This is a genomic window from Nitratidesulfovibrio sp. 1201_IL3209 (assembly GCF_036763125.1).
Lineage (GTDB): Bacteria > Desulfobacterota > Desulfovibrionia > Desulfovibrionales > Desulfovibrionaceae > Cupidesulfovibrio.
The window spans coordinates 125,435-147,896 of the sequence record NZ_JBAIYT010000001.1 but is presented as its reverse complement, the minus strand read 5'-3'; the positions used below and the strand labels follow the sequence as shown (position 1 = coordinate 147,896).

Below are 22,462 nucleotides of genomic sequence, written 5' to 3'. Positions count from 1 at the left end.
CCGCCGGACACCGCCCGTGTCCGCAACGCCAGCCCGCGCGTGTCCCGCCGCGCGGCCGCAAGGAGCCCGGCCCCCCATGTCCCCACAGTCTTCGCACCCCCCGCAGCCGCCCCAGTCCCCCCCGTTCGCCCCTCCCGGCGCCACCCCCTCGCACGGCCGCCCCACCTGCGTGCTGTCGGTGGAGGATGACCCGGTCATCCGCCAGTCCATCGCCGCGTGGCTTGCCGACGAGGGCTACGAAGTCATCGAGGCCGAGGACGGCATCGCGGCGTTGCGGGCCGTGCGCGAGCAGCGGCCCGACGTGGTGCTGCTGGACCTGGGCATTCCCGGCATCTCCGGCGACGCGGTGCTGGAGCGCATGGCCCAGGAATCGCCCGACGTGCCGGTGGTGGTGGTGTCCGGCCGGGCCGAGATCGGCGACGCCATCAACGCCTTCAAGCTGGGCGCGTGGGACTACATCACCAAGCCCATCCTGAACATGAACATGCTGGGGCTCACGGTGCGCAACTGCCTGGAACGCCGCCGCCTGCGCGAACGGCTGGCCGCCATGGAGTCACGCTACTCCGGGCTGGTGCGCAACCTGCCGGTGGTGGTCTTCAGCCTGGACGACGCGCTGGAACTCACCTTCGTCAACGAGGCCTGCCGCTCCGTGCTGGGCTGGACGCCGGAGCAGGCCCTGCTGGAGCCCGGCTGGTTCATGGACAACGTGTTTCCCGAGGACCGCGAACGGGTGCGCGCCGCGTTCTCCGGCGCGTTCGCGGCCAACACGTCCTTTTCGCTGGAATTCCGCATCATCACTCCGCGCGGGGTACCCCTGTTCGTGCAGGCGCGCTCCACCGCCGTGGCCTCGCCCGACCTCACGCGCGGCATGCCCGGCCGCATCGAGGGCGTGCTGATCGACCTTTCGCGCCGGGTGTTCCTGGAACGGCTGCTGGTGCAGCGCGAAAAGCTGAACACCCTGGGCGCGCTGGTGGACGAGATCGCCCACGAATTCCGCAACCCGGTCTTCGCCCTGGCGGGCTTTGCCCGCACGCTGCACCGCAAGTTTCCCGACGCCCGCGAGGCGGAAGTGGTGCTGGAGGAAGCCGCCCGGCTGGAAGCGCTGATCAACCGGGTGCAGCAGTACCTGGCTCCGGTGGACGTGGTGCCCCGGCCGTGCAGCCTGGCCGCGGTGCTGGACTTCGCGGCGGACCTGCTGCACGCCCCCCTGCAACGCAAGGGGGTGACGCTGCGCGTGGAGGCCGCGGCCGACCTTCCACCCGTGCAGTCGGACCCGGACCTGCTGACCCAGGTCGTGGTGGGCATGGCGGGCCTGGCCGTGGAACACGGCGTGCCCGGCAGCGAAACCGTGCTGCGCTGCCGCGACCTGGGCCGGGGTCAACTGGTGGAGGTGTTGCTGCGCACCGAATCGCCCCTGGCCCACGACGCGGAACTTTCGCTGATGCCCTTCGGCGACCAGCAAGGGCCGCAGCCGCTGGCCGTCAGCTACAAGCTGGCCCGCGACCTGAGTTGCCTGCTGCACGTGCGCCGCGAACCGGACGGCCTGCTGCTGATGCTGGCCGTGCCCGTGGACCCCAACGACGTGGCCGACCTGCTGGCCGAAGAGTAGCCCGCGCGCCGGGCGGCCCCCGCCCCTGCCCCTGCCGGACGCGGGATGGGGGATGCGCGATGCGAAAACGACGGGGCAAAAACAACGGGGCGGACCGCGCGGTTCGCACAGCTCGCGCAGTCCACCCCGTTTCGCATTCCTGAACAATACCGATTTGGGGCCGGTGTGGGGCCGGTTATCCGGCTTCGGCCTCGGCCCCGAGGTACGGATCGCCGGTGGCCAGATACCCGCGAATGTAGTCGTCCACGCCCTCTTCCAGCGACCGGAACCCCACGTCGCATCCGGCCCGGCGCAGCTTGTCCATGCTGGCCCGGGTGTAGTTCTGGTACTTGCCGGAAAGGTGCGCGGGCATGTCCACGTAGTCGATGACCGGCTCGCGGTCCATGGACGCGAACACGGCGCGGGCCAGGTCGTTCCAGGTGCGCGACGCGCCGGTGCCCACGTTGAACACGCCGCCCGTCTCGGGGTGTTCCAGCAGCCACCACATCACCTCCACGCAGTCCTTCACGTACACGAAGTCGCGCATCTGGCCGCCGTCGGCGTAGTCCGGGTGGTCGGAGCGGAACAGGGTGATGCGGCCCGCCTTGTTCACGTTGTGGAACGACTTGCAGACGACGCTGCGCATGTCGTCCTTGTGGTATTCGTTGGGGCCGTAGACGTTGAAGAATTTCAGGCTGGCGATGGAATCCAGCAGGCCTTCGCGCCGCGCCCACAGGTCGAACAGCTGCTTGGAGTAGCCGTACATGTTCAGGGGCTTCAGGCGGGGCATCAGGGCGTCGTCGTCGGAAAAGCCCAGCGAGCCGTCGCCGTAGGTGGCGGCGCTGCTGGCGTTGACGAAGCGCGCGCCGGTCTGCATGGCCAGCGTGCACAGCATGCGGCTGTAGCGGAAGTTGTTCTCCATCAGGAAGTCGGCGTCGCGCTCGGTGGTGGAGGAACACGCGCCCATGTGCACGATGGCCTCCACCTCCCACGGCAGGTCGCCGTGCAGGACCATGTCCATGAACCCGTCGCGGTGGATGTAGTCCGCGTAGCGCAGGTTCACGAGGTTCTTCCACTTTTCCGTGGAGGCCAGGTTGTCCACGACGATGATGTCGTCGATGCCCATGCGGTTCAGCTTCCAGACCATGGCGCTGCCGATGAACCCCGCGCCGCCGGTGACGATGTACATTTCAGGCTCCTTTGCGAAGGCTGCCCGGCAGGCGCGCCGGGCGTGCGGCATGATGCCGCGATGCGGGCCGCAGGGCAAGGGGGCGGCGGGAGGATGGCCGCCGCGCTGCCAACACCAACGTGCCTCGTAACCGGGGAAGCGGTCTCTCACGGCCCGTTTCCACTGTGGAAGCGGGCCTAGCCGGGAAGGACCACCAGTTCCGGGCCGTCGGAGATCATGCGCACGGCCACGCCGTACATGACGGCGGTGGCCGCCAGGGTGCGCCCCAGCAGGAAGTCCAACTCTTCCATGGCCACCCCGGCGCGCTCGCGCACGATGGACCGGAAGGCGAAATCGAAACGCACGGCCTCCAGGAATGCCTCGACGGCGTGGGCGGATTCGTCCGTTGCCGCCGGATCGCCCGGCTCTCCGGACAGGGGCACCGGGTGCACCATGCCGGGGGTACGGGCGCGCAGTTCGTCGGCGGCGCGCCGCAGGCCCGCGCCGACCGTACCTACGGGGGCCAGCACACCGTAGCCGCAGCGTTCCTCGTGCGCGGCCAGGATGTCCGCCCACGGCACGCCAGGGTCGGCGCAGCCGCCGGGGACGCCAGCGCGTTCCACCACGCCTTCCGCCCAGGCCGCCAGCACGTCCAGCCGGGTCACCCGGTCCACGGCGTGCAGGGTCCTGATGGCCCATGTGTCCCGGCACAGCAGGGCGCGGCATTCGGCGGGCCGGTGCGCGTAGATGGAGCAACGGTTGTCGGCCTGGTTCAGGAACAGGCAGCTCCAATCGCCGCCACGCGCGGATTGCCGTAAAATTTGGCGCGGGCGCAGCTTCACCAGTTCCCGCTCCAGCGGGCGCAGTTCGCCGTCCAGGTCGCGGGCCAGTTCGCCCGCGCGCAGGGTCAGACAGTGCTCCGGCGCCAGATGCCCGGCCCGGAACAGCTCCAGGTCCTGCGCGTGCAGGGCCGGGCCGCCCTTGCGGCAGCAGGTGCCGCAGCCCCGGCAGTCGGTGCCGTCCGTGCCGTCCGTACCGTAGGGGCCGTGGGAGGCGTCGTCCCGAGGGGCCAGGGCGGGCATGTCGTGTTCGTTGTGCATCCGGATTCCGTGAAGGTGAAAAAGCGTTGTGCGCAAGCCGGACGAGCGCGGCGTTCGGGACGCCGGGCCACACGGGCGGAACGGGAGGCAGAGGCGCGTGCGTTACGCCGGGGTGACGCGCCCGCCGTCCATTGCCTGAACCGTTCGGACTACCCGGACATGGAAGCGGCAGGTGTCGTCCTGCCAGCCCACGAAGCCCATGGACGCGCTGACGAACCAGCCCGCCGTGAACGACTTGCGGTCCGCCGTCCACAGCGGGTCGGGGGCCGGGTCCAGCACGGACGGCACGCAGTGGCCGCCCCCTTCCGGCGGAGGGGTCAGCAGGGTGCACAGTTCGTTCACGGTGGGCAGCCGCCAGCCGTCGAACCCGGCGAAGCGCGCCGCGTTGAGGGCGGCCACGTGGGCGCGGGCCTCGGCCAAGGTCAGGCCCCATTCGCTGCCGCCGCGCTGCCACAGCAGCCCCGTGGCCGGTTGGTACGCCACCAGCGCGGCAAGATCAATCGGGCTGGCCGGGTCGGCAGGGCTGGCAGGACCGGCCGGTCCTGCCAAATCGGGGGCGGCAGCGGCCTGCGCCGGCAGCCCCGGCACCAGGCGGCATGCAGCGCCATCGGTGCGGCCTTCGGCCGATGGCGCGGACATCCCGGCGGGCCGCCACAATTCGTCCAGCCCGAACAGATCGCGCGCATGGCGAGGCATGACCTTCGCCGGGACGGCGCGGACCCGTCCGGAACCGGGTACGGCGCCATCCGTATCTCCCACGCCTCCGGCATCTCCCGGCACGCCCGGCACGCCAACATCACCGGACACGCCGTTCTCTTCCGGCAGCAGGCACACCGCCTCCACCCGCTGGCGCCACGCGGCCACCAGCGCATCCAGTTCGGCGGCCATGATCCGGGCATCGGCAAACCGCTCGCCGGGGTCGTGAGCCATGGCCCGCGCGAAGAACCCGTCCCACGCCGCGTCCAGGTCCGCGCTGCGCTTGCTGGCGCGTGGGATGCGTCCGCCGAAGGACTCGTCCGTGGGCAGCACGCCGGTGAGCATGCGGAACAGCATCACCCCCACGGCGAACAGGTCGGCCCGGCCGTCCACTGCGTCCGGATCGCGTTCCTGCTCGGGCGCGGCGTAGTACGGCGAGCCCACCTTGACCCCGCGCGGCAGGCGCTGCGTTTCGCCGCCCAGGCGCGCCAGCGCACCCGTTTCTCCGCGCAGGCGCGAGAGGCCGAAGTCGATGAGCTTCACGTCGTCCTCGGCGGTGACCATGATGTTGAAGGGCTTCACGTCGCGGTGCACCACTCCGGCGTGATGCATGCGGGCCAGCGCGTCCAGGGTCTGCGCGGCGTAGCGGCAGGCGCGGAGCAGCGGCAGGCGGCGGGTGGGGGCCTCCACCCGGTAGCTTTCGCCGATAAGCAGTCCCAGATTCAGGCAGTAGTATTCCATGACGAAAAACGGCAGATCGCCGAAGCGGGCCACGCGGTCGACCCTCTGGCGTTCGGGGTCGCGCGCGGGGTCGCAGTCCGCCGTATCGGCGGCGCCCGCGCCCCCGTCCCATGCATCGGGCGAGGGGCAGACGTCGTCGCCGGACGGCAGGCGCAACGTGCCCGCCGGGGCCACGTCCACGTCCCACACCGCCGCCACGTGGGGGTGGTCCAGCGCGGCCATCACCCGCGCCTCGTGCAGGAAGCCGCGGCGCAGGTCGTCCATATCGGACAAGTCGGCCAGCGTGTCGGCGGGGCGCAGCAGCTTCAGCGCGGCGATGCGCCCGGTGACCGGCTGGCGCACCTTGTACACCGCGCCCATGCCGCCCCGGCCCAGCAGCCCGCACACCTCGTAACGTCCTATGCGCATGGGAAAAATCCTCGGGACGGGACGCGGGCGGCGCACGGGGGGTGGGCCATGGGGAAAGATGGCGTGGATGAATGGGTCATGACGGGATGGGGCCGGGCGTTATGAAGCATGGCGTCGGACAGTTCCTACAGCAGACGGAGCACATACCGCTCATTCACCCCCGCCTCGCGGAAACGCCGGGCGGCGTCCTGCACGTCGTAGGGCACGAAGCGCACCGTCAGGCGGCGCGGGCCGGGTTCCCACAGCAAGTACTTGGCGCGGTTGTCGCCGTCGCGCGGCTGGCCCACGCTGCCCGCGTTGATCAGGTAGCGCCCCCCGGCGGGCAGCACGCGCGCGCCCTCCGCCAGCGGTTCGCGGGCCACCACGCCGTCCGGGTCGCGCCGGACCAGCTCAAGGTCGTGGGTGTGCCCCACGAAGCAGATGGGCTCCGGGAACAGATCGAACACCGATCCCAGCCGCTTGCCGTGAAATTCGTACAGGTAGGTGAATGGCGAATCGGGCGGCATGCCGTGCACGAAGCGGCAGCCTTCGCGCACCAGCACGCGGGGCATGGCGCGGGCCAGTTCCACTTCCTCGTCGTCCAGCCAGTCCATGGTCATGCGCGCGGCCTCGCGCGACTGGCTGTTGAACTCGCGCAGCCAGCGGGCGTCGGCCACGGCCATCTCGTGGTTGCCCGCCACCGAGAGGATGCGACGGCTGGCCACAAGGCGCAACACCGGGCCGGGGTCCGGCCCGTAGCCCACGTTGTCGCCCAGGGACACGGCGCAGGTGGCCCCCTGCGCGTCCATGTCGGCCAGCACCGCCTTGAATGCGCCGAGGTTGCCGTGGATGTCGGAAATGACCGCCAGCTTCATGTGTATGGGGATAGCAGGCGCGGGGATGGATGGGAAGGGCGGGGGATGACGCGGCGCGGCGGAAAACGAAAGTCCCGGCGGGCACGGCACCCGCCGGGACTTCGGGGCGATATGCCCTACGGCAGATACGCCTTGGGCGTCACCGGCAGCATGGTGTCGGAAAAGGCGTCGCGCTCGTAGGACGGCGAATAGCCCGGCGACAGGGGCCGCCAGCCGTAGCGGGCATCGGCGCGGGCCTTGCGCCCGTTGGCCACGGCGGCCTCGGCAACGTAGGAACTGGCGGCCTGCGGGCCGAGGGTCAGATCCCCGGACATCAGCTGTTCCACGCGGGGGCGGATGGCCCGCACGATCTCGAAGCGGCTGCTGGTCCATTCCGACCACGCGGTGCGGGCGGCGGCTTCATCGCGGGCGGCAATGGCGGCGATGCCCGCCCAGAACCGCGCGTATTCGGCGGCTCGGCGGTTGGTCCACAGGGGCTTCAGGGCGTCCTGAGCCGCCTGGTAGTCTCCGGCCCGGTACAGCGCATAGCCGCGCCGCACGCCGGACTGCCAGTCGTCGGGATTCTCTCGCAGGGCGGCGGCGTAGGTTTCCGCCGCCTGACGGTACTGCCCCTCCTCCAACTGCGACGAGGCCCGCATGCTGGTGGTGGCGCACCCCGTAACGGCAAACGCCGCCAGCACGGCGACGAGGGTGAGCGTGCGAAGATGGACGTTCATGGCGTTCTCTCCTGCCCTGCCGGGGTGCATGACGGTTCCGGATGGGCAGCACAATCATAAGCACGGCCCTGCTGCGCGCAAGGTGTCCGCATCCTATCCGGCCATTATCACACATGATTACATCGAATATGCCATGTGCATTCGGAAAGGCACCCCCCTTCTCCGACGCAAAACGCCCCCGGAAGCAGGCCGCTTCCGGGGGCGTCGTCACTAATTCACACGGTTACCCGTTGCGCGCAACGCACTGCTCTAAATTAGGATTTTTGTTCGTTGGCGAGGAAAACAAGCCTGCCATGAGGGAGTATACTCTTATCGTATTCGACCGACATGGCAGGCGAAGTTTGACACAGCCAACGGGCAAAAAGACAATTTAGAGAATTCCTACAGGGCCTTCGCCACCAACTCCCCAAAGGCCACGGTGCCCACGGTGGTGGCCCCGGCCATCTGCGAGGCCAGGTCCACGGTGACGGTGCGCTTGCCGATGATGGCGTTGATGGCGTTGTAGATGCGGGTGGCCGCATCGTTCCAGCCCATGTGTTCCAGCATCAGCGCGCCGCACAGGATGAGGCTGCCGGGGTTGGCCTTGTCCTGCCCGGCGATGGTGGGCGCGGTGCCGTGGGTGGCCTCGAAGAAGGCCAGCGAGTCGGACATGTTCACGCCCGGCGCAAGGCCAAGGCCGCCCACCTGCGCGGCCAGCGCGTCGGACAGGTAGTCGCCGTTCAGGTTGGGGGTGGCGATGACGCTGTACTGGTCGGGGCGGATCAGCACTTCCTGGAACATGGCGTCGGCGATGCGGTCCTTGACCACCACCCTGTCCGCCGCGCCCCCGGCGTCGGCCTCCAGCACCGAGACGTCGGCGAACTCGTCGCGCACCACCTCGTAGCCCCATTCGCGGAAGCCCCCTTCCGTGAACTTCATGATATTGCCCTTGTGCACCAGCGTGAGGCTGGAACGCTTCTGGGCCACGGCGAAGTCCATGGCGCGGCGCACCAGCCGCTTGGAGCCGCGCGCGGTCATGGGCTTGATGCCCACGGCGCTTTCCGGGTCCACGTTGGCGCCCAGTTCGTTGCGCAGAAAGTCGATGAGCCGCCTGGCCTCGGGCGTGCCCGCCCTGTATTCGATGCCCGCGTACACGTCCTCGGTGTTTTCGCGGAACACCACCATGTCCACCAGGTCCGGCCGCTTTACGGGCGACATGATGCCCTCGAAGTAGCGGATGGGCCGGATGCAGGCGTACAGGTCCAGCGTCTGGCGCAGGGTGACGTTGAGGCTGCGGAAGCCCTTGCCCACCGGGGTGCCCAGCGGCCCCTTGATGGCCAGTTCCGCGCCGCGCAAGGCCTGCATGGTGGCCTCGGGCAGGTATTCGCCGGTGGCGGCGTAGGCCTTTTCACCGGCCAGCAGTTCCTTCCATTCGATGGAGCGCGCGTCGCCGTAGGTTTTCGCCACCGCCGCATCGATGACGGGACGGGCGGCCTTCCACACGTCGGGGCCGATGCCGTCGCCTTCAATCCAGTAGACCGTCTTCCGCATGGAGGCGCTCCTTTGCGCAGGCCCCGCCGGGGCGGGGCCGTACTGTCGTGCTGATATCGTGCTGCCGAAAAGCGGCCGGACGGCGCGCCGCCCGGCCTTGTATCACGTGCTTCCGGTGGGATCCGGGTACCCTTGGGGGTCAGTTCCGGTAGCCGGTCTGGCGGATTTTGTCAAAACGGACCGGGCGGGGTCGCGTCCCGCCCCGCCTACTTCCACGCGGCCAGGAACGATTCCGCGCTGCCGCCCGCGTCGATGTGGCGCAGCAGGGCGGAACCGAACACCACGGCGTCGGGCCGGTCGGGGAAGCCTTCCAACTGTTTCGGCTCCCTGATGCCGAATCCCAGGGCCAGCGGCAGGCGGAACGCCTTGCGCGCGCGGGCCAGGGTCTGCGGCACCTCCGGGGGCAGCCCTTCGCGCACGCCGGTGATGCCCAGCACCGACACCACGTACACGTAGCCGGACGCCACGGCCGCGTATTCGGCCATGCGCTCTTCCGTGGTGTTGGGGCCGACAAGGGCAATGAGGTCGATGCCCCGCGCGGCCAGCAGCGCGCGCATTTCCGCGTCTTCTTCCAGCGGCAGGTCGGGCACGATGAAGCCCGCAACCCCGGCCGCCGCCGCGTCCGCCGCCAGGTTTTCCAGCCCGTATTGCAGGAACGGGTTGTAGTAGCCCATCAGCACCAGTTCGGCGTCGTAGCGGCCCGCGCGGGCCTTCAGGCCGTCCAGTATCCAGCGCAGGGTCACGCCGTTCACCAGTGCCCGCAGCGACGCCGCCTCCACCACCGGACCGTCGGCCACCGGATCGGAGAACGGCACGCCGATCTCGATGACGTCCGCACCCCCGCGATCAAGGCCGTCCATTTCGTCCCAGAAGCGGTCCAGGGTGGGGAACCCAGCCGTCAGAAAGGGCACCAGGGCGGGCCGCCCCGCCGCGTTGGCGGCGGCCACGCGGGCTTCCAGCCGCGACTCCGGGGCCTCGGGCAGCATGTCGTTCATGTCGGTATGAATGGCCGCGCTCATGCCAGCTCTCCTTCGCGGAACAGCACTTCCCGCACGATTTCCATGTCCTTGTCGCCCCGGCCGGACAGGTTGACCACCACGTGCCCGTCCTCAGGCAGCTTCTGCCTGTTGCACAGCACCCACGCCAGCGCGTGCGACGATTCCAGCGCGGGGATGATGCCCTCGCGCCGGGTCAGGGCCTGGAAGGCGTCCAGCGCCTGCCCGTCGGTGGCCATGCCGTACTGCACGCGGCCGATGGCCCCCAGGTGGGCGTGCTCCGGCCCCACGCCGGGGTAGTCCAGCCCGGCGGACACCGAGTGCGAAGGCTCGATCTGTCCGTCCGCATCCTGCAGCAGCATGGTCTTCTGGCCGTGCAGCACGCCGGGGCGGCCCAGGTTGATGGGCGCGGAGTTGTAGCACCCCGGTTCCCCGGTGCCCGCCGCCTCCACGCCCACCATGCGCACCGTGGCGTCATCCACGAACGGGTGGAACATGCCGATGGCGTTGGAGCCGCCGCCCACGCAGGCCACCACCATGTCGGGCAGCCGGCCCGTGCGTTCCAGCATCTGGGCGCGGGTTTCCCGCCCGATGACGGATTGCAGGTCGCGTACCAGCGTGGGGAAGGGATGCGGCCCCGCCGCCGTGCCGAAGCAGTAGTGGGTGGTGCCCTGTTCCGCGATCCAGTAGCGCAGGGCCTCGTTGATGGCGTCCTTCAGGGTCTTGGTGCCGCTCTGCACGGGCACCACCTTCGCGCCCAGCAGCTTCATGCGCATCACGTTGGGGGCCTGGCGCACCACGTCGGTCGCCCCCATATAGATCACGCACTCCATGCCCAGCCGCGCGGCGGCAGCCGCCGTGGCCACGCCGTGCTGGCCCGCGCCCGTTTCCGCCACCAGCGCGGTCTTGCCCATGTATTTGGCCAGCAGCGCCTGGCCCAGGGTGTTGTTGACCTTGTGCGCGCCGGTGTGCAGCAGGTCTTCGCGCTTCAGCCACAGGTGCACGCCCAGTTCCGCCGACAGCGTGGGGCAGGCGGTGAGCGGGGTCTCGCGCCCCGCGAAGTTGCGCAGCAGGTCGTCCAGTTCCGCCCGGAACCGCTCCGAGGGCAGGATGTCGCGCATGGCGGCTTCCAGTTCCCGCAGCGGCGGCATGAGCAGTTCGGGCACGAACTGCCCGCCGAACTCGCCGAAATAGCCTTTTTTCATGGTGGTATCCTTTGGCGCCGGGGCGCCAGTTGGTATCGACTATGCCGCGCGCAGCGCCGCCAGGGCGGCGGCCACGCGGGGTGCATCCTTCTGGCCGGGGGCGCTTTCCACCCCGGAATTGAGATCGACGCCGATCATGGACCCGCCGCCGCATGCGGCTACGGCGCTGGCCACGTTGTCCGGGGTCAGCCCGCCCGCCAGCAGCCACGGCGCACCGGGGGCCAGGCCGCGCAGCCCGGCCCAGTCCATGGTTACGCCGTGGCCGCCGCCGCTTACGCCCGCATCCAGCAGGAAGCAGCGCACGTGCGGAGCAAGCCCGGCCAGTTCCGCTTCCAGCGCGGCGCGGCCGACATGACCTGCCGCATCAACGTGGCGTTGCGGCCATGCCACGCGGATGACCCGTTCCGGCCCCACCCGGTGGCAGAAGGCGGCGTCCTGCCCGCCGTGCAACTGGGCGAAATCCAGCCGGGCCGCGTCCATGACGGCCAGCACTTCGTCGGCGGACTGTTTCACGAACACCCCCACCCGCGCCATGCCGTGGCTGTGCAGCCCGGCGGCCACGGCGGGCGTCACCGCGCGCGGGCTGGCCGGATGGAAAATGAACCCGCACAGGTCCACCCCGGCATCCGCGCAGGCGTCCACGTCCCGCTGCCGGGTCAGGCCGCAGACCTTGACCAGCAGGCGGGAGGGGGTATCCGCCTTGCCATGCCCCCCCAAACATAAGTTTTGGGGGGATGGGGTGGGGGGTACGAGGGGCGGGGAAGGAGACCCTTTTGCGGCAGCCGTTTGGTGAGCGCGCAGCGCGAACCTTACGGATGGCGACCGCAGAGCGTCAAAAGGGTCCCTTCCCCGCCCCTCGGTTTCTCTTATTCTATCTGTCACGTTCCCCTCCCAACAGGCGACGCAACGCCCCCCCCAGGTCGCCTCCGTCCATCAGCGCGGTGCCCACCAATGCCGCGTCATATCCGGCATGGGCGGCCTCCGCCAGGTGGCGGTGCTCGGAGATGCCGCTGGCCGCTATCCACGCCTCGCCGGGGGCGCGCAGCGGCCCCAGGCGGAGGCAGGCGGTGCGGTCCACGGCCAAGGTTTCCAGGTCGCGGTTGTTGACCTGGATGATCCGCGCGCCCGACTCGCGGGCCAGGGCCAAGTCCGCCTCGTCGAAGATCTCCACCACGGCGTGCATGCCCTGCGCCTCGGCCTGCTCGCGCAGGTCGCGCAGGGTGCGCGCGTCCGGCGTCAGCCGCACGATGAGCAGCAGCGCCGCCGCCGGGGTGGCCGCCGTGGCCGCCACCTGCAACGGGTCCATGATGAAGTCCTTGCGCAGAAGGGGCACGTTCGGGACAACACCCGCCATGCGGCCAAGATAGGCAAGGTCGCCGCCGAAGTACGTCTCCTCGGTCAGCACCGAGATGGCCGTGGCCCCGGCGGTCATGTAGGCCGTGGCCGCGTCCTCGGGCGACACGCCCGTCTCGATGACCCCGCGCGAGGGCGAGGCGCGCTTGTATTCCGCGATGACCGCCACCGGCGCATCCGGGTACCCGGCGCGGTTCAGCAGCGCCCGCAGGAAGTCGGGGCGCTGCCCTGCACCTGCGGGCAGGGGCGCGGGCAGCCCGCCAGCGGCGGCCAACTGGCGCAGCCGGTCCAGTTCGGGCTGCTTGGCGATGCGGAAGCGATCAAGCATGCAGCACCTTCCCCCCGGCCCCGGCGGCCAGGGCCAGACGCGCGGCGGTCATGGCGTCGGACAGGGGCATGCCCGGTTCCAGCAGGTGCAGGGCCATGCCCACGTTGAGCACCAGCATGTCGCGCATGGGGGCCGGGCCGCCGCCGGACAGCAGGTCGCGCAGCACGCGCACGGCGGTGTCGCGGTCGGGCACGGCCAATTCCTCGGGAGTGCACGGCGCGATGCCGTAGTCCGCCGGGTCCACGCTGAGTTCCGTCAGCGTGCCGTGTCCTTCGCCGTCGCCGGAGAGCAGCAGCACGCGGGCCGGACCCAGCGGGGTCAACTCGTCATAGCCGCCCGCGCCGTGCACCACCGCCGCCCGGCGCACGCCGGTCAGCAGCAGGGTCCGGGCCATCAGGGGCAGCAGTTCCGCGCGGGCCACGCCCAGCAGCATGTGGCTGGGACGGGCCGGGTTGAGCAGCGGCCCCAGCAGGTTGAACAGGGTGCGCACGCCCAGTTCGCGCCGGATGGGCATGACGTTGCGGAACGCCGGGTGGAAGCGGGGCGCGAACAGGAAGGCGAAGTTGTGCCGCGCCACCAGCGCGCGCACGTCCTCCGGGTCCAGTTCCAGCGGCAGGCCCAGGCCCTCCACCGCGTCCGCCGCCCCGCACGAGGACGACACCGCGCGGTTGCCGTGCTTGACCACCCGGTGGCCCATGCCCGCCAGGGTCAGCGCCGTGGCCGTGGAGCAGTTGAACGACGAGCGGCCGTCGCCGCCGGTGCCCACGATGTCGATGGTGGGGCCGTCGATGCCGGTCACCCGCACGGCGCGGGCCAGCGCGGCGCGCACCGCCTCGGTAAGCTCCTGCGGGGTCTCGCCCTTCATGCGCAGGCCCATCAGGAACGAACCCGCCTGCGCGCTGGTCATCTCCCCGTCCATCAGGCGCGAGAACCCGGCCTCGGCCAGTTCCGGGGCAAGGTCCACGCCCGTGGCCAGCGTTTCCAGTATGGTGGATGTTGCGTTCTGCATGACGGTCTCCTACTGCTTCGCCTGCGCGGCGATCTGTTGCGGAAAGTTGGCGAGCAGGCGCACGCCGTCGGGGGTGAGCACGGATTCGGGGTGGAACTGCACGCCCACCCACGGGCGGTCGGTGTAGCGCAGGGCCATGACCTCGCCTTCGGGCGCGCGGGCGGTGACGGCCAGCAGGTCCGGCCGCTCCTCTGCGTGCACGACGAGCGAATGGTAACGGCCCACCTGCATGGGGCTGGGCACGCCGTGGAACAGGCCCGCGCCGTCATGGGCGATGTCCGAGGTCTTGCCGTGCATGATGCGCGGTCCCACATCCACGGTGGCCCCGGCGAACAGCCCCAGCACCTGATGGCCCAGGCACACGCCCAGCACGGGCACCGCGTGCGGCAGCCGGGCCAGGAAGTCGAGGCAGAACCCCGCGTTGCGCGGGTGGCTGGGTCCCGGAGAGATGCACACCATCTCCAGCGCCGGGTCTTCGGCCATGGCGGGCAGGGCGGCATCGTCGTTGCGGACCACCACCGGGTGCAGCCCAAGGCCGTAGAACGCCTGCACCAGATTGAAGGTGAACGAGTCGTAGTTATCGATTAACAGGAACATATTCCCCTCCGGTGACGGCGGCGCGGATGACGGCGGCCTTGTTGTTGCACTCCTTCCATTCCATCTCGGGCACGGAATCGAACACGATGCCCGCCCCCGCCTGCCAGTGCACCTGGCCGTCGCGCACCCACAGGGAGCGGATGGTGATGCCGGTGTCCAGGTTCACCGAGTCGCGGTCCAGCCCCAGCCAGCCGATGGCCCCGGCGTAGGGGCCGCGCGCAAGGCCCTCGGCCTCGGAGATGATCTCCATGGCCCGCACCTTGGGCGCGCCGCTGACGGTGCCCGCCGGGAAGGTGGCGGCCAGCACGTCCAGCGCGTCGCGGCCCGGCTCGATCCGGGCGGTGACGCGCGAGGTCAGGTGCATGACGTGCGAGAACTTTTCCACGTCCATGAACCGTTCCACCTGCACGGTGCCCGGCGCGGCGATGCGGCCAAGGTCGTTGCGGCCCAGGTCCACCAGCATGACGTGCTCGGCGCGTTCCTTGGGGTCTTCCAGCAATTCCTGGGCAAGGGCGGCGTCGTGGGCGGCGTCCGCGCCGCGCGGGCGGGTGCCCGCGATGGGGCTGACCTGCAACGTGTCGGCCCGGCAGCGCACCATGACCTCCGGCGAGGAACCCAGCAGCGAGACGCCGGGCAGGCGCATGAAGAACATGTACGGCGAGGGGTTGATGCGGCGCAGGCGGCGGTACAGGGTAAACGAGTCGCCGCTGAACGAGGCCTGGAACCGGGTGGACAGCACCACCTGGATGGCCTCGCCCTGGCGGATCATCTCCTTCACCCGGGCCACGGCGCGGGTGTACACGGCCTCTTCCGGCACGTTGACCACGGGGCCCACTTCCGGCGGCTCGGGGGCGCGGTCCACCTGGCTGCGGTCCACGCGCGCGCCGGGCAGGTCGGTGAGCGAAAGCTGGCACAGCCGGTTGTACAGGTGGTCGAACACCACCACGGTGCCGGGCAGGGCCAGGCAGGCCTCTGCGGAAGACGGCGGCAGCACGTTGGCCAGCTTGGGCTCGAACAGCCCGGACACGCCGTAGCCGAAGTAGCCGTACAGGGCGCGGGTGATGGGGGGCTGGTCGGCGAAGGCCTCGTCCGGCTCGATGCGCAGGGCGCGCATCACCGCGCGGGCGCCCTCGATGAAGCCCATGCCGTCGAACCGGCGCAGCGGGGCAAGGCGCGGGTCGCGCACGGCCACTTCCAGCCTGCCGTCGCGGCAGCCGAGGCGCAGCAGGAAGTTGAAGGCGATGACGCTGAACCGGCCCCAGCGGCCGTCCACCTCGGCGCTTTCCAGCAGGATGCCCTGCCCGGACCCCACCATGCCCAGGAACACACTGATGGGGGTGTCCACGTCGGCCTCCAGCCAGCGGCCGGTCTGGCGCAGCACGATCTCGCCGCCTGCGGGCAGGTCGGGGATGTCGTCCCCGGAACCGGTGGGGGCGCAGGCGCAGCCGTTCACGGGGGCGTGCGCGACCTCAGGAGTCTGGGGGGTCTTCGCCGTTGCGGGGACGTCCACCTGGTCAGACATTTCGGCCTGTGCGGGCAGTTCAGCCTGTGCGGGCAGTTCGGGCATTTCCATCCGGGTTCTCCTTCAAGTTCGGCGTGCCGTGAGTTGTGCTTCAAAAACAAAAAGCCGCGCTCCCGGGGAGGGAGCGCGGCCTACGATTGCCTTGTCCGTTACTCTACTACTCGCGTGCAGCTATGACGGACGCACTCCTCCCCTTTCGGTGTGCGAACGCCACCACCACTGGGCGCGGTCGACCAGCACGTCCACATCGCCGGCGGCGGCGAAGTTGAGGAACGACAGGTAGCTGCGGACAGCGGTCTGGCTGTGGGGATTGGCTTCGAACATGCCTTCGAAGAGGGATGCGTCCTCGGTGAGCATCTTGCGCGCCGCGTCGAGGCGGCGGCGGAACGAGGGGGTGATGAAGGGGGTCAGGTCGTCGCGGTGGGCCAGCGTGGCGAGATAGGCCACGCTGGTGATGAAGTTGAGGCCCTGGATGCAGGCGGCGGCCTCGTCGTGCTCGTCCGCCGTGGTGCGGAAGGGCACGCAGCCCATGTCGCGGAACACGCGCTCCACGAGCGCCACGTCCGCCTCGTGCGCCCCCTGGCCGGGGGTCACGGCCACGCGCAGGTTTTCGGCGGGGTCCTGACCAGATGCAGGGGCCGGGGGCACCGGGCCGAACAGGGGGTGGGTGCCCACCACGGGGCCCGCGTAGTGGCGCGCCATGACCTGCATGGGGCGCACCTTGACGGAGGTGATGTCCGCCAGCACCTGCATGCCGTCCAGCAGCGGGGCCACCTGACGCAACACCTCGTCCATGGCTTCCACGGGCACGCACAGCAGCACGGCGGCGGCCCCGTCCACGGCATGGCGCAGGGCTTCCTGCGTCAGCGGACGGTCCACGCCCCCCACCGCGTATCCGGCGGCGGAGAGCCTGTCGGCGAACAGGCGGCCCATGCGGCCCCCCGCGCCGAACAGCGCGATTTTCACTGCGTTCATGCGCGCACCTTTTCCCACTCGTTCCAGAAATGCGGGAACGACTTGGCCACGCAGGCCGGGTCGTCCAAGGCCACCTGTACCCCGGCGAACCCCAGAAGCGCAAGGCTCATGGCCATGCGATGGTCGCCGTATGACAAAAATGGCATCACTTTTTCGTCATTATCAGGAGCAGGCGCGGGCGCAGGGCCGCCGCTGCGCAGCGAACCGTGCACCACGAGGCCGTCGTCCAGTTCTTCCACCCGCACCCCGGCCTTGCGCAGTTCCGCCGCCGGGGCGGACAGCCGGTCGCATTCCTTGATGCGCAGGTGCGCCACGTTGCGGATGGTGGTCACGCCCTGGGCGAAGGCCGCCGTGACCGCCACCGTGGGCACCAGGTCCGGGCAGTGGCCCATGTCCACTTCCACGCCGGTCAGGCTGGAAGGCGCCACCAGCACGCCGTTGTCCGCCCGCTCGAAGCGTGCGCCCATGCGGCCCAGGATGTCCAGCATGGCCCGGTCGCCCTGCAACGAATCCACCCGCAAGCCCGCCACCCGCACCGGGCGCGGCCCCACGGCCCCCGCCGCCAGGAAGTACGAGGCGTTGGACCAGTCGCCCTCCACCCGGTAGGTGCCCGCGCGGTACACGCCCGGCGACACCACGAAGCGCACCAGCCCCGGCCGGACCTCGCGCAGGGTGCGCCAGTCGTCGGCCTGCCATGTGCCGCGCGGGGTCTCGCGCGTCTCCACGCGGAAGCCGATGCCGAAGTCCTCCAGGGCTTGCAGGGTCAGGGCCACGTAGGGCCACGACACCACCTTGTGGCCGGAAACCTCGATGGTCAGCCCGCTGGTGAGCGGCGCGGCCAGCAGCAGGCCCGACAGGTACTGGCTGGATTCGCCAAGGCCGATGGCCGTGGCCCCCCCGGACATGCCGTCGGAGTCGATGAGCAGCGGAGGGCAGCCCTCGCGGCCTTCGTAGGTCACGCGCACCCCGCGCCCGCGCAGCACGTCCACCAGTTCGCCGATGGGGCGTTCGTGCATGCGCGGCGCGCCGTGGATGCGGAACATCCCCTTGCCCGCCGCCAGCACCGCCGTCAGCAGGCGGCACGTGGTGCCCGATTCGTGCACGTCGCACGACACCGGCGCGTCGAACCCGCCCGCAGGGGTGCCCGCCACGCCCGACACCGCGAACCTGCCGTCGCCCAGCCGTTCGATGCGCGCGCCCGCAGCCCGCAGGATGTCCGCCGTGCGCTCGATGTCGCGGCTCTCCAGCACGTGCTCCACCACCGAATCGCCCGCCGCCAGCGCCGCGCCGATCAGCATGCGGTGCGACACCGACTTGGACGGCGGCGCCGCCACGGTCACGGTTTCCCGTTTGGTTTCCATCATGAATCCTTTTGGCAATCCGCCTGGAAGGAAGAGCCACCGGGGGAAAGGACCCTTTGGGAAAGCGTCTCCTTCGCCCGGACCCCCAGCTTTGCTGTCACCATCCGTAAGGCTCGCGCGTTGCGCTCACCTAACGGCTGCCGCTCCCCCCAAACTTTTTATTTGGGGTCAAGTCTACCTGATTCCCTATACCCCGGCGGGACGCGCGCAGCGCGGCTCGACGGCAAAAGGGGTCAAGGGGACGCGGTCCCCTTGCGGGGCGCGGGGCGGAGCCCCGCTTTCCGAAAGGAATCAACCTCCATTCATGTCCAGTTGCGGCCCCGCCGGATAACTGCCCAGAATGCGCAACGTATGGCACAGCCTGCGCAGTTCGTGCACCACCCGGCCGTAGTCCTCGTTGCCGAGGTCGCATTCCACGTCCACGAAGAACACGTATTTCCACTTTTCGCCGCGCAGGGGCCGCGACTCCAGCTTCTTCATGTTGATGCCCTCGCGGGCCAGCAAGTTCAACACTTCCGCCAGCGCGCCGGGCCTGTCCGGCACCGAGAACAGCATGGAGGTCTTGTCCGTGCCGGGCTGGCCCGCCGGGGCGGGGCCGATGACCACGAAGCGCGTCCAGTTGTCCGGCTGGTCCTCTATGCCGCGCGCCAGGATGTTCAGCCCCAGCAGCGAGGCCAGACTGCGGTGCCCGATGGCCGCCGCGCCCTTCTCGCCCACCACCCGGCGCGCGGCCGAGGCGGTGGAGTCCGCCGGGATGATCCGCGCCCCCGGCAGGGCCTGGCGCAGCCAGCCGCCGCACTGGGCCAGCGGCTGCGGGTGCGAGTACACCGTGGTCACGTCGGCCAGGCTGGTCTCCGTGGTCAGCAGGCAGTGGCTGATGCGGCAGAACAACTCGGACTGGATGAACACCTCGTGCGTCAGGAACAGGTCCAGGCTCTGCCCCACGGTGCCGTGCAGCGAATTTTCCAGCGGCACCACGCCAAGCTCGCACTGCCGGTCGTGCACGGTGCGGAACACCCCGTCCAGGTCCTTCTGCGGCATGTACTCCACGGACTTGCCCAGAAATTCCACGCCCGCGAAGTACGAAAAGGTGCCCTCCGGCCCGAGGTAGGCCACCTTCTGCGGCCGTTGCAGGCTGCGCGAGGACGAAAGTATCTCGCGCCAGATGGAGCGCAGGTGTTCGTTGGGCAGCGGCCCGCCGTTGGCGGCCATGAGATTTTCCAACACCTCGCGCTCGCGGAAGGGCTTGAACACGATGCCCGCGTCGTCCGCCTTGATGCGCCCCACCTCCAGGCTCAGGGAAGCGCGGCGGTTCAGCAGGTGCAGCAGATCGGAATCCAGCCCGTCGATCTCGTGACGGATCTGGCCCAGCCGCCCGGCCAGCGCCGCTTCCGGGTCGGCTTCGTCCACAAGCGGGGGAGCGGGGGCCGCCTGCCCGGTCGCGCCGTCATCGGCGGCGGTTCCGGAAACGCCGTCTCCTCGCCGGTGGGGGTCCCTGTCGTCGGTGAGGCTCATGGGCGCGTCCTCCCAAGGTGCGTGGCGGTGCGCATCAGCATTCCTTGATGTCCTCCTTGATGCGCATGCCGAAGTGGCGGCCCGCGCAATCGGTGCGGCACAGGATCTGGTCGCCTTCCTTCAGGGTCACCACGCTCACCGGGGCGCCGTCCGGCCGGGTCAGGCGGATGGTTTCCGCGTTCTGCAGGAACACCGCGCCCTCCACGTCGCCCACTTTGGCGCGCACCAGCAGCATGGGCCGCGCCTCCACCTTCAGCCTGCCCACGGTGGCCACGGTGGTGGAACCATCGGCGCCGACGATGAGCACCTCGTCGCCCGCGCGCAGTTCTTCGAGATAGGTGGTGCGGTCGCCGGGCATCTGGGCGTAGGCGTGTACGGCCCCGGCATTGACCCGGAACGGCCGCGCGGCCACGTATTCGTTATGCTCGGTCTCGGCGTGGACCAGAAAGGTGAACGCGCTGGAATTGCCCACCAGCATGCCCTGCCCCCGGCGCAACATGGACATGGTGTCCACGCACACCCGGTGGCCAAGGCCCACGTTCTCCACCGCCGTGACCACGCCGGGCACAAGGTCGATGCAGCCCTGCGACAGCTTGAGGTCGGCCACGATGGACTTCAGCTCGCCTGCGCCCTCGGGCAGCACCACCACGGTGGCCACGCCCCGCTCCAGGATGCCCGCCGCAAGGCGCGCCTCGGCAAGGTCCGCCACTTCCACGGCCACGTCATCCGACTGCGCCAGAAGATTCTCCACCGGAATGATCTCCCACCCGCGCGCCAGCACCACGGTTTCGCCCCGCGCCAGACGCGCGGCGGCGTCCTCTTCGTCGGCCTTGGCCGACAGCGCGACGGTCGCCACGTCCTCGTCGGCCAGCACCCGGCACCGGGCCAGCGCCGCCACCGACTCCACCTGCGCGCGCGGCACGATGACGCCGTCCACGCCCGATTCCAGCGCCAGGGTCACCAGCACCTTGTCGAAAGGCACGCTCTTGAAAAGAATGGTCCGCATCGGCCCCTCACATTTTTGTCATGGCGGCGAACCGCTCTTTGTCCTGCGTGCCGCGCCGGAAGCAAACTCAAGGAGTCTTCCTCCGATTGCCTTTCACGGCGCATCACTTCACATGCCTTCAGGAGTGTCGGGATTCAGAGCAATTTCGTTCTCTGGCAAGGAAGGCAAGCCTTTTACGAAGGGAGCGTACTCTTCTCGTACGTGACCGGAGTAAAAGGCGCGGCCTGACAGCCAGCTCTCGATGTCCGTAAGGCTCGCAAGCTCGCCTAACGGCCACGCTTCGCGCCCTTCGGGTCGGTCCGCCAGAGGGCGAAAGTGCCTGAATCCCGGCACTCCTCATTCGCCGACAAGGGCGATCGCCTGCTCCACATCCCAATCCTCATGCACCAGGCCGCGCAGGGCCTTGACGAGGACGGGGGTGCGCTCGTGCTGAAAGATGTTGCGGCCCACGGAAAGACCGGCCGCGCCCGCGCGCACGGCGTCGTGCACCATTTGCAGGAAGGACCGGGTGGAATCCAGCTTGGGACCGCCCGCGATGACCACGGGCACGCAACAGGAGGCCACCACGTGGGCGAAGCTGTCCATGTCGCCGGTGTAGGCCACCTTGACCACGTCGGCGCCCAGTTCCACGCCCACGCGGGCGGCGTGGGCCACCACTTCGGGGTCGTACTCGTTCTTGATGCGGGGGCCGCGGGCGTACATCATGGCCAGCAGCGGCATGCCCCAGTCGTTGGCCACGGTGGCCACGCGGCCAAGGTCGGCCAGCATGTCGCGTTCGGTCTCGTCGCCCAGGTTCACGTGCACGGACACGCCGTCGGCGCCGTGCTTCAGGGCGTCTTCCACGGTGGCGACCAGGGTCTTGGCGTTGGGGCGGGGGGAAAGGGAGGTGGAGGCGGAAAGATGCACGATGAGGCCCACGTCGCGGCCGCCCTCGCGGTGGCCGCAGCGCACCAGGCCCTTGTGCATGAGCACCGCGTCCGCGCCGCCTTCGGCCACCTGATTCACGGTCTCGCGCATGTCCACGAGGCCGTAGATGGGCCCCACGCTGACGCCGTGATCCAGCGGCACGATGACGGCGCGCCCGGTTTTTCGGTTGAAAATGCGCTCCATCCTGATTCTTTTGCCGATGTGCATCGTATGTTCCCCTGTTCTTTCGGAAAGGTTGCGGCGCAACTGGCCGTGGTCGTGTGTCCTTACCTTGCGGCCCGGGCGGGTCGCCACGGGCTTCGGGGGCATGCCCCCGCGTACCGGGTACTGCTGATGCGGCAGCGTCGGGTCCGGGGACGGGGCAACCGCAAGGGCTGCCCGCCCTGGTCACACACTTCCGGGGTGCGCCGCGCGTAACGCGCCGCCGGAAAAACTGAAAGGGGCCGCCGGCTATTCGCCCGCGGCCCCTTGAGTCTTCGTGTGTTTACACCTTCGTCAGATGCTTACGCACGCTCCATGCGGCCACGGGCTTCTCCATAGCTAAAAAAGTACCAAAAGTAATAGTTGGTACGGAAAGCGGTGGTGAAGGTGGCGGAGGTGGAAAGCATTTGTCTTGGTGTCCCGACGTTATCCGTTTTCAGGTGTTTCGGGATACCTACGCCCGCCCCGCGAAACCTGTCAAGCGGAATGTTCGGAAAAACCCCGGCTTTTTCGACACGCCGTGCCGTGTGTAATTTACGTTTTTGTTTCTTTGAACACTCACGACATACTCAAATTTGTAATTATACTTTCTGTCGGGCGGGTTCCCGTTCCTACCACGCCGCCGCCACGCCTTGAAATTCGCCGGGTTGCAGCCATTGGCCCCCGT

Annotated in this window: 19 protein-coding genes; 1 reads left to right on the top strand and 18 read right to left on the bottom strand. The window is 69.5% G+C overall.

Features of this window, described 5'->3' with window-relative positions:
• Positions 1 to 76 precede the first annotated feature (76 nt).
• On the top strand, positions 77 to 1,609 hold the full coding sequence (locus V6B97_RS00570) for a response regulator (RefSeq protein WP_333504547.1): 1,533 nt from the start codon (positions 77 to 79) through the stop codon (positions 1,607 to 1,609).
• Positions 1,610 to 1,784: 175 nt separating this feature from the next.
• On the opposite strand, the gene rfaD is transcribed toward V6B97_RS00570, so the two are convergent.
• From rfaD to V6B97_RS00480, 18 genes are all read right to left on the bottom strand, one after another.
• Positions 1,785 to 2,777: an ADP-glyceromanno-heptose 6-epimerase gene (gene rfaD, locus V6B97_RS00565; protein ID WP_333504546.1), complete on the bottom strand. Its 993-nt coding sequence runs from the start codon at positions 2,775 to 2,777 to the stop codon at positions 1,785 to 1,787.
• A 176-nt stretch (positions 2,778 to 2,953) separates the two neighbouring features.
• Complete coding sequence (locus V6B97_RS00560) at positions 2,954 to 3,856, bottom strand: YkgJ family cysteine cluster protein (protein ID WP_333504545.1); 903 nt, start codon at positions 3,854 to 3,856, stop codon at positions 2,954 to 2,956.
• Between the two features lie 102 nt (positions 3,857 to 3,958).
• A complete protein-coding gene (locus V6B97_RS00555) occupies positions 3,959 to 5,701 on the bottom strand; it encodes a protein kinase domain-containing protein (protein ID WP_333504544.1) in 1,743 nt (580 codons plus the stop codon).
• Positions 5,702 to 5,826: 125 nt separating this feature from the next.
• Positions 5,827 to 6,555 (bottom strand): metallophosphoesterase family protein, encoded by a 729-nt coding sequence (locus V6B97_RS00550; RefSeq protein ID WP_333504543.1) that lies wholly within the window; start codon positions 6,553 to 6,555, stop codon positions 5,827 to 5,829.
• A 116-nt stretch (positions 6,556 to 6,671) separates the two neighbouring features.
• Positions 6,672 to 7,271 carry a tetratricopeptide repeat protein gene (locus V6B97_RS00545; protein ID WP_333504542.1) on the bottom strand — a complete coding sequence of 200 codons (600 nt, stop codon included), beginning with the start codon at positions 7,269 to 7,271 and terminating at the stop codon, positions 6,672 to 6,674.
• A 381-nt stretch (positions 7,272 to 7,652) separates the two neighbouring features.
• Positions 7,653 to 8,801: an NADP-dependent isocitrate dehydrogenase gene (gene icd / locus V6B97_RS00540; RefSeq protein ID WP_333504541.1), complete on the bottom strand. Its 1,149-nt coding sequence runs from the start codon at positions 8,799 to 8,801 to the stop codon at positions 7,653 to 7,655.
• A 206-nt stretch (positions 8,802 to 9,007) separates the two neighbouring features.
• Positions 9,008 to 9,787, bottom strand: a complete 780-nt coding sequence (gene trpA, locus V6B97_RS00535) for a tryptophan synthase subunit alpha (RefSeq protein ID WP_333504736.1) — start codon at positions 9,785 to 9,787, stop codon at positions 9,008 to 9,010.
• Between the two features lie 29 nt (positions 9,788 to 9,816).
• Positions 9,817 to 11,001, bottom strand: a complete 1,185-nt coding sequence (gene trpB / locus V6B97_RS00530; protein WP_333504540.1) for a tryptophan synthase subunit beta — start codon at positions 10,999 to 11,001, stop codon at positions 9,817 to 9,819.
• Between the two features lie 39 nt (positions 11,002 to 11,040).
• A complete protein-coding gene (locus V6B97_RS00525) occupies positions 11,041 to 11,718 on the bottom strand; it encodes a phosphoribosylanthranilate isomerase (RefSeq protein WP_333504539.1) in 678 nt (225 codons plus the stop codon).
• 154 nt (positions 11,719 to 11,872) lie between these two features.
• Entirely contained in the window at positions 11,873 to 12,682 is an 810-nt protein-coding gene (locus tag V6B97_RS00520) for an indole-3-glycerol-phosphate synthase (RefSeq protein ID WP_333504538.1), read from the bottom strand.
• Positions 12,675 to 13,691 carry an anthranilate phosphoribosyltransferase gene (trpD, locus tag V6B97_RS00515; protein ID WP_333504537.1) on the bottom strand — a complete coding sequence of 339 codons (1,017 nt, stop codon included), beginning with the start codon at positions 13,689 to 13,691 and terminating at the stop codon, positions 12,675 to 12,677. Before trpD ends, V6B97_RS00520 begins: the two co-directional genes overlap by 8 nt.
• Positions 13,692 to 13,700: 9 nt before the next feature.
• Positions 13,701 to 14,288, bottom strand: a complete 588-nt coding sequence (locus tag V6B97_RS00510; protein WP_333504536.1) for an anthranilate synthase component II — start codon at positions 14,286 to 14,288, stop codon at positions 13,701 to 13,703.
• Positions 14,269 to 15,861 carry an anthranilate synthase component I family protein gene (locus tag V6B97_RS00505; protein ID WP_333504535.1) on the bottom strand — a complete coding sequence of 531 codons (1,593 nt, stop codon included), beginning with the start codon at positions 15,859 to 15,861 and terminating at the stop codon, positions 14,269 to 14,271. The genes V6B97_RS00510 and V6B97_RS00505 overlap by 20 nt, the downstream gene beginning before the upstream one ends.
• A gap of 120 nt (positions 15,862 to 15,981) precedes the next feature.
• Positions 15,982 to 16,785, bottom strand: a complete 804-nt coding sequence (locus V6B97_RS00500; RefSeq protein ID WP_333504534.1) for a prephenate dehydrogenase — start codon at positions 16,783 to 16,785, stop codon at positions 15,982 to 15,984.
• Positions 16,782 to 18,146 carry a 3-phosphoshikimate 1-carboxyvinyltransferase gene (locus V6B97_RS00495; RefSeq protein ID WP_333504533.1) on the bottom strand — a complete coding sequence of 455 codons (1,365 nt, stop codon included), beginning with the start codon at positions 18,144 to 18,146 and terminating at the stop codon, positions 16,782 to 16,784. The genes V6B97_RS00500 and V6B97_RS00495 overlap by 4 nt, the downstream gene beginning before the upstream one ends.
• Before the next feature lie 291 nt (positions 18,147 to 18,437).
• Positions 18,438 to 19,661, bottom strand: coding sequence for a prephenate dehydratase (gene pheA / locus V6B97_RS00490; RefSeq protein WP_333504532.1), 1,224 nt, complete (start codon positions 19,659 to 19,661; stop codon positions 18,438 to 18,440).
• Positions 19,662 to 19,695: 34 nt separating this feature from the next.
• Entirely contained in the window at positions 19,696 to 20,667 is a 972-nt protein-coding gene (locus tag V6B97_RS00485) for a 3-dehydroquinate synthase II family protein (RefSeq protein WP_333504531.1), read from the bottom strand.
• A gap of 336 nt (positions 20,668 to 21,003) precedes the next feature.
• Positions 21,004 to 21,801, bottom strand: coding sequence for a 2-amino-3,7-dideoxy-D-threo-hept-6-ulosonate synthase (locus tag V6B97_RS00480; protein WP_333504530.1), 798 nt, complete (start codon positions 21,799 to 21,801; stop codon positions 21,004 to 21,006).
• Positions 21,802 to 22,462 lie beyond the last annotated feature (661 nt).